This is a genomic window from Streptomyces sp. NPDC056160 (assembly GCF_042268205.1).
GTDB lineage: Bacteria > Actinomycetota > Actinomycetes > Streptomycetales > Streptomycetaceae > Streptomyces.
The window spans coordinates 1-7,211 of the sequence record NZ_JBHJUW010000240.1; the positions used below are offsets into that span (position 1 = coordinate 1).

The following is a 7,211-nucleotide window of genomic DNA, read 5'->3' on the forward strand; positions in this document are numbered from 1 at the left end:
ACGCCCCCGAACGAGACCCACACCGTGACCCTGAAGTGGCCCGCGGACGCGGGAGACATCAAGGGCGCCTACACCGACGTCCAGGTCTACCCCACGCACACCACCAAGTAGGGGCCGTGTACGCGGCCGGCCCTGGTGGCCAAGTGCCGTATGCCGCCGAGAACTTGATCCTCCGGTGTGTGGCGGCCCATGTCCTTGACGCGGCCACCCCGCCGAGACCGGCTGCCGGGCAACGCCGAAGACGGCACCGTCGCGGGGGCCGAGGCGGGCCGGCTCAGACCGGGATGCCCGGGCCCCAGTACGGGCCGTCGTGTTCGCGGACCTCGCCGTCGTCGTCGAGCACGACGAACCGGTCGAAGGTGCGGGCGAACCAGCGGTCGTGGGTGACCGCGAGGACCGTGCCCTCGAAGCGTTCGAGAGCGGCCTCCAGGGCCTCGGCGCTGTGCAGGTCCAGGTTGTCCGTGGGCTCGTCCAGCAACAGCAGTGTGGAACCCTGCAGTTCGAGCAGCAGGATCTGGAAGCGGGCCTGCTGGCCGCCGGACAGCGACTCGAAGGTCTGGTCGGCCTGGGCCTGGAGTTCGTAGCGCCGCAGCGCGGACACGGCCGCCACTCCGCCCGCCTTCCTCGCAGCGGCGACCCGGGTGACCGCCTTCACCAGACCGCCTCTGTTCTGGAACGGCCCCCGGTCCCAGACCTCGTCGAGGAACGTCAGACCGCACGCCCCGGGCCGGTTCCCGACGCCGGTGGCCGTGTCCCCGAAGACGATCTCGGGTTCGGCGCGCTTGAAGTACATGTGGTAGTGGTCGGTGTCGTCGAGGTAGAAGGGCACCAGGGTCAGGCCGCCGGCGGTGAACGTCATGGGCTCTGCGGTGGGGCGGATGGCCCGGCTCAGGTCGCGGCTGAGGGGGTAGTCCCGGTACAGGGTCAGGTTCTGGTACTCCGTGGCGGAACTGCGGATCACCAGGGGCACCGGGCCGTAGGCGACGGCCTGGGTGGCGGGGTCGTCCAGGGCACGTTCGATGCGCAGCGTGAACGGTGCGGCGATCTCCACGCGGTCCCCGGTCTGCCATGTCCGCTTCAGCGAGACGTAGCCGCCCGGCGTGGCACCGACGCGCTGCCGTACTCCGTTGACCCGGACGGTGAAGCCGCGCTCGGCCCAGTAGGGCACCCGCAGTCTCAGGTCGAGGCGCCCGCCGCCGGTCACGGTCAGGGTGCTGGTGCCGGCCGGGTCGGTCGGGTAATGGGTGGACTGGGTGATGGTCAGTCCGCGCTCCGGCCAGTTCAGCGTGGACGGCAGATAGAGGTTCACGTAGAGGGTGGAGCCGTCGGTGGAGCTGAAGTAGACGGCGTCCTGGAACTTCGCGTGGGTCTCCAGGCCGGTGCCGCCGCAGCAGGTGCCAAGGTTGTCGTACTCGCGCCGGGCCCCCGGATTCACCGGCACGAAGTATGTCAGCAGGGGGTCGGTGTCGCTGGAGGTGTTCTCACGCGAGGCGAGGAGCTGGCCGTACAGGGCCCGCTCGTAGTACTGCATGTACTTCGGGTCCGCGGTATGGAAGAACAGGCTGCGGCTCAGCTTGAGCATGTTGTAGACGCAGCAGGTCTCGGCGTTGTCCTGCTGGATGGTCGCGGCGATGACGTCCCGCGCGCCGAGCATCTCCCCCGAGCCCGCCATACCGCCGTCGACGTACGTGCGGTGGGGCACCACCATGTCCCAGAAGTTCTCCGCCGCGGTGAAGTACCGCTTCTCCCCGGTCTGTTCGTAGATCTCCAGATAGCCCTGGTACTGGGGGATGTGCTGGTTGGCGTGCTCGCCGTCGAGGCTGTCCCGGTTCGCCACCGCGGCCTCGAACAGGTAGGTGTTGTCGAAGCACTTGGCGGTCGTCAGGTACTTCTCCTCGCCGGTGAGGGCGTACAGATCCGCCATGACCACGGGCATCGCGTTGTACTCGCCGGCGATGTAGGTCTTCCACATCCGGTCGAGCTGGGTTCTCGGCAGATGGCCGAGTCTGCCGTACGCCCAGTCGCCCATCCCCAGCACGATGCCGCGTGCCTCCTCGTTGCCCGCGTGCCGGTAGGCGTCGAGCAGCCCGCGCATGATCATGTGGCAGGTGTACCAGGGAGCCCAGATCCTCGGGTACGTCGCGTACTGCTCCAGCAGGATGTACTGCGTCTCCGGATACGCGGCCAGGTAGCCGGCGCGGCTGGGCGCCCTGGGGTCGTCCGTGCCGACCAGCGTGGCCAGGGCGTTCTGGCACTCGCCGAGTGCGGTGACCATGTAGTCGGCCTTCTCCTTGTAGGCCTGCTCGCCGGTGCCGGCGTACGCCAGGCCGAGGGCGCTGAGGAAGTGTCCGGTGTAGTGGCCCCTGAGGTTGCCGTCGGCGGTCTCCCAGCCGCCGGGCGGCTCCGCCCCGCGGGTGTCCAGCCCGGCGTTGGTGCGGAAGACGGCGAGCATGCGGTCGGCTGGGTAGGCGTGGAGGAAGTTCAGTACGCGGTCGCGGTTGTCGGTGAACAGGCTCGGACCGAGCGTCACTCGGGCGTTGTCGAACGGCTTGACGACCCAGGACGAGGGCGTTGCGACGGCGGGTGCCCGTGTGAGGCCGGCCTTGGAGTCCGCGCCCGCCGTCCCGGCCGTCGCTGCTCCGGCCGCTGCGGGGAACATTGTCTGGAACGCCGGTATGGCGGTGGCGAGCGCGGTGAGCCGCAGAAGGTCACGGCGTGGGAGTTCGGACATGGCGGTCTCCTCTGTGATGCCAAAAGGCCACGAATGACCGGTGTGACGCCGCGGGCCGCGAATGACCGGTGTGAAGCTTCAGGGAGTCATGGACGGGCGGGGGTCACCGGATTGCGGCCGGGGTGGACCGTGACTTGCGAAACGCGCATGTGGCGCGGAGGCGTGGTGGAAAGGAGCGGACTGAGGCGCCGTTGGAATCACACCGGCGCCTCGGGGAGGAGCGGCTCTTCACGCTTGTTCGATATATCGAATGCCGTTCGAAGTTCTGCCTGACAGTATGGGAGCCTTTTCTGGGCTGTCAATGGGAGCGGAGCCCGTTCGATCACTCCGCTCTGCCGTCCTGACCACGGACCACGGACCAGGGCGAAAGGGCCGGGCCTCATCCTCGGGTGAGGGCATGTCCGTAACTGCGGTTCAGAACTTCGCTGCGGCCGGGCTGCCTGGCGGAAGGCATCTACGGCCGTCGCGCGGGCAGCGGCTGAAGGGCGGGCCAGCGGGTGAGCATGCTCTCGCGCATGGCCGCGGCGAGCCTTCCGAGATCCTTCAGCTCACCGCTCCCAGCGGTCATCCGACTGACGACCCGGAGACGGTGCACCAGCCGCTGACGAGCAGTCGCCGTGCCCCATTTCCAGTCGCGGTCCGGAATCTCGCCCAAGTGATCGACGGTCCCGCGCTGGGCTCGCTGAACCAGGGCATCGCCCCGTAGGAGCCAGCCGGCACACGCGTCCGTGAGATCGCCCTGGACCTCGGTGCCGCTCGCGTCACGCCATGCCGTGCGGTAGGCGGTCTCCGCGGCGTTCAGCACGTCGGGGGCGGGAGCGGTGGCGCACCAGCAGGTCGGGAAGCCGATGCGCAGGTAGGCGAGTTCCACGAGACCGTTGCCCGCCGCGGCCTGCTCGAAGTCGACGAACCGTACGCCGGTGCCGGTGTGGATGTCGTTGCCGGGACAGGGGTCGCCGTGCAGCAGGGCATGGCCCTGTGCACGGGTCAGGCGGTTCACCAGACCGTCCACGTCGGTTCGGGCGCCGGCCGGCATCGCCACACCGAGCGTCTGGGCAAGCCGGAGAAAAGAGTCGGCATCCTCCTGGGTAGGGCCCGACCAGGTCGGAAGAGTGCCCGCGGCGTCAGCGCCTGCGGCGGCGTGGAGCCGGGCCAACGCCGTCGCGTAGTCCACCATCCAGTCGTCGCGCGGCGCCTGATGGTCCAAGTACTCCAGGACCAGCACCCGTTCGCCCGGGTCGGTGCCCAGGAGCATCGGCACCACGGGCGGGTCGACCCTGGACGCGAGTTGCAGGGCGGCCACCTCGCGGGCGTATCTCTCGGCTGCTTGCGGACCGTCGATGAGCTGCTTGACCACGACTGGTGCGCCCGACAGCTCGGCTCGCCATACTCGTGACCGCGGGCTGCTGTCCAACCTGCGGGCTCGTCGGGGCGAACCGAGCTCAGCCCGGAGCTTCTCCCCCCATGGCAGTCGTGACCACACGGCCCCATCCTTCCACGTGTTGAGCGCAGCCGGCGGAGCAAGTCGGAAGACCGGCCGGTCCACGCCAACCCCGTCGCGGCGCGCCGGGGTCATGCCGGCGTCGCGGGGCCTCGCTCGGCCGTGAAGATCCGGTCGAGGTGGTGGCGCAGTACTCCCATGGCCGACTCCGGTGTCCGCTGGCCCACGAGGATGCTGGTCCCCATGGCCGCGGTCATGGCGAGAAGGCTGATCGCCTCCGTGCGCGGGTCGATGGCGCGGTCCGTCAACCCGGCCTCATGCGCCTGCCGGAGCAAGTCGGCCAGGGCGTTCTCGGCGGCGTCGGGCTGGTCGACGAAGGGCTGGGCGGCGAGTGCCTTGTCGGTCACGGACAGGATCGCGTACGAGGTGTAGAGGAGGTGGAAGGTGCGGCTCTCCTCGTCGGTCGGGAGCGAGGCCAGGAGCAGCGCCTCGACGGTCGCGCGGGGGCCCGGAACCCGTCCGGTGGCGCGAAGGCGGGCGTCAACGCGTGCGGTGAAGTGGGCCGTCAGGTGCTGGAGGCCGTAGAAGAGCAGTCTCTCCTTGGTCTGGAAGTAGTACTGCACCAGCCGGAGGGACACCCCGGCCTCGGCTGCCACGTCCCGCATGCCGACCGCGTGCAGCCCGCGCCGTCCCGCCACGCGGATGAGCGCTTCGGCGATCTGGGCGCGCCGCTCGTCGTGGTCCACGCGCTTTGGCATGAGTGGTGTCTCCGCCCGTCAGTGGTGAGTCTCGGCACTTTTATGGTACCGCCGTATCAATATCGTGGTACGGTCGTATCACGAAGAATGGATCTCCCAGAGGGGCTGTCGGTGTCTGAGACCACCACCCGAAACCGCCCGCGCCGCGACGTCGGCCGCTATGTGAACGACGCCCTGCGCGACCGGTACTTCGCCGCCTGCGACGCCCTGTACGCCAAGGGCGCACCCGTCCGGTTCGAGACGGACGTGGAGACGAGTTTCGCCACCACACATGTCTACCGGTACGGCCCCGCGAACCCCGCTGCCGAGTCCCGTACGCCGGTCGTCCTGATCCACGGTGCCGGCGGCTGCTCCGCTCAGTGGTACCCCAACACTCGGGGGCTCAGTGCCGAACGTCCCGTCTACGCGCTCGACACCCCCGGCGACCCCGGGCGCAGCGTCCAGCGCGAACCGATGTGGCAGCCCGAACGTGCGGCCCAGTGGCTCGACGAGGCACTCGACGTACTCGGCCTCGACCGCGTCCACCTCGTCGGTTCCTCCTACGGCGGCTGGCTGGCACTCAATCAGGCGCACCGCAGGCCGAGCAGGCTCGCCTCGGTCACCCTGCTGGATCCCGGCGGCCTGGAGAAGGTGGGCCTGCGCTTCTTCGCCTGGATCTTCATCAGCCTCTTCGCGACCTTCGCCCCCAAGGCGCTGCGCCCACGCCTCGCCGCCTGGCTGGAACAGCCGGTGCTCGTCGTGCCAGAACTGCGCGCGATGGTCAGGGCGAGCGTCCGTGCCTTCCGGATACGTCGTCCCGCGCCTCTGCCGCTGACCGAGGCGGAACTGCGCACCATCCGCACCCCGCTCCACCTCGTCCTCGGCAAGCGCAGCCTGCTCGTGCACCCCGAGCGCCAACTGGAGCGGGTGCCGCGCTTGATCCCCGGGGCCCGTGCCGAGATCGTCGCCGGCACCGGCCACGGCCCCGCGATCGACCACCCGGACCTGCTCGACGCCAAGATGCTGAGCTTCATGGATGACGCCGACTCTCGGAACCGACCGTGATCGTCGATGAAGCTGATCCCGGGGTGGACGCACACGTATCCGTCCGGGCAGTCGATCCCTGCCCGCCGTCACTCCAGCGGAAGGGACGCTCCGGGCGGGGCCCAGCCCTGCCGCAGAGGGAGGAGGCCACCGCTGTCAGTGGATGTCTCGCCGTGGCGGAGTTCGACGTCCGGCTGGACCGCGTGCCGGTCAAGGGTGCCGTCGGCCCGGTGGGGTCCGGCTACCCGGCGCTGGACGACGTCCTCGTGGACCACGGGTTCAGGGTGCTGTGCTTGTCGTTCAGTCATAGGGCCCGGCTGAGTTCCGTGCTGTTGTGCGGGTGGTTGTACGGGATGGGGCCGAGGGTGGGGCGGTAGCGGTGGCTGAAGTCGAGGGGGATGTTCAGCGCGAGGAAGTTCTTGCCGTCCGTCGTCCGTGCGCGCAGGTGGATGCGGTGTCTGGCGACCGGGACTGTTCTGGGGATGTACAGGTCCCATGTCTGTCGCCACGGTCCGGCGGGCGGGTGCGGGTTGCCGGAAAGGCTCGTACCCATGTGCGTGAGCAGGTCGGGCAGCGGGTAGGTCCTGTCGAGCATTTTCACCGGGCCGATCTTCATGGTCACGGTGCAGGTGACCTGGGTGAGGTCGACGGTTTCCTTGAGCCGGCTGCTCATGGTCCAGCGAAGCGGGCGGCCAAGACATGGGTAGGAGGGGGTCAGGGTGATGTCGAGGATTTTCAGGACGTAGGTGTCGTCGCTGGCGTCCTCCACGAGGCGGATGTCCATGTCACTCGTCCCGTAGCGTTTGCGGGTGGAGAAGGTGCCGTGTGGTCGTGCGCGCCGTCGCGCCCCGAGGTGCGGGCCGCGGCATGCGGGGGAGTGGCCGGGGGGGGGGTGTGTGGCTCGCGCTCTGGTCACCTGTTCGGGTGTATCCCGGTCGCCGGTGGCGCGTGGTGGCCGTTGCCCGGGCCGGCGCGTCAACGGAGCGTGCTGGGGCAGGAGTCGGTGGTGAATGAGACGGTAGGGCCAGGGGCGGGCCGCCGGTGCGGGGCGCGAGGCCTGTGGGCGGCGTTTAGTATGGCGTGACAGGTGCGTGGGCTGTCGGGGTGACGGTCTGGTGCGGGTGTCCCGGTGGGATGCTCCCGGGTTGTCGCCCAGATGAGAACCCCGGCCCGATTACGGCGGGCCGGGGTTCTCCGTCCTGCGGCGTGGTGCGTGTGGTGCGGTGGTGGGGCTGTTCTCAGTAGTCGCCCCTGTCGC

General features: G+C 69.4%; 5 protein-coding genes and 2 pseudogenes. 1 reads left to right on the plus strand and 6 read right to left on the minus strand.

Annotation, left to right across the window (positions count from 1 at the left end; all coding sequences use genetic code 11):
• Window positions 1-274: 274 nt before the first annotated feature.
• The 4 genes and pseudogenes from ACFC02_RS40650 to ACFC02_RS40665 form a co-directional block, all read right to left on the minus strand.
• Window positions 275-727: pseudogene (locus ACFC02_RS40650) on the minus strand (ATP-binding cassette domain-containing protein); the annotation flags it as partial.
• A gap of 318 nt (window positions 728-1,045) precedes the next feature.
• Window positions 1,046-2,731, minus strand: a pseudogene (locus ACFC02_RS40655) (beta-L-arabinofuranosidase domain-containing protein); the annotation flags it as partial.
• 454 nt (window positions 2,732-3,185) lie between these two features.
• On the minus strand, window positions 3,186-4,214 hold the full coding sequence (locus tag ACFC02_RS40660; RefSeq protein WP_376367752.1) for an aminoglycoside phosphotransferase family protein: 1,029 nt from the start codon (window positions 4,212-4,214) through the stop codon (window positions 3,186-3,188).
• Between the two features lie 89 nt (window positions 4,215-4,303).
• Complete coding sequence (locus ACFC02_RS40665; protein WP_376367754.1) at window positions 4,304-4,930, minus strand: TetR/AcrR family transcriptional regulator; 627 nt, start codon at window positions 4,928-4,930, stop codon at window positions 4,304-4,306.
• A 105-nt stretch (window positions 4,931-5,035) separates the two neighbouring features.
• Between ACFC02_RS40665 and ACFC02_RS40670 the strand changes: the two genes are divergently transcribed.
• Window positions 5,036-5,974, plus strand: coding sequence for an alpha/beta fold hydrolase (locus tag ACFC02_RS40670; protein ID WP_376367760.1), 939 nt, complete (start codon window positions 5,036-5,038; stop codon window positions 5,972-5,974).
• Between the two features lie 68 nt (window positions 5,975-6,042).
• Here ACFC02_RS40670 and ACFC02_RS40675 read toward each other — a convergent pair whose 3' ends face one another.
• Together ACFC02_RS40675 and ACFC02_RS40680 are read right to left on the minus strand one after the other, a co-directional pair.
• A complete protein-coding gene (locus ACFC02_RS40675) occupies window positions 6,043-6,228 on the minus strand; it encodes a hypothetical protein (protein WP_376367756.1) in 186 nt (61 codons plus the stop codon).
• Between the two features lie 29 nt (window positions 6,229-6,257).
• Window positions 6,258-6,737 carry a hypothetical protein gene (locus ACFC02_RS40680; protein WP_376367758.1) on the minus strand — a complete coding sequence of 160 codons (480 nt, stop codon included), beginning with the start codon at window positions 6,735-6,737 and terminating at the stop codon, window positions 6,258-6,260.
• Window positions 6,738-7,211: the final 474 nt, after the last annotated feature.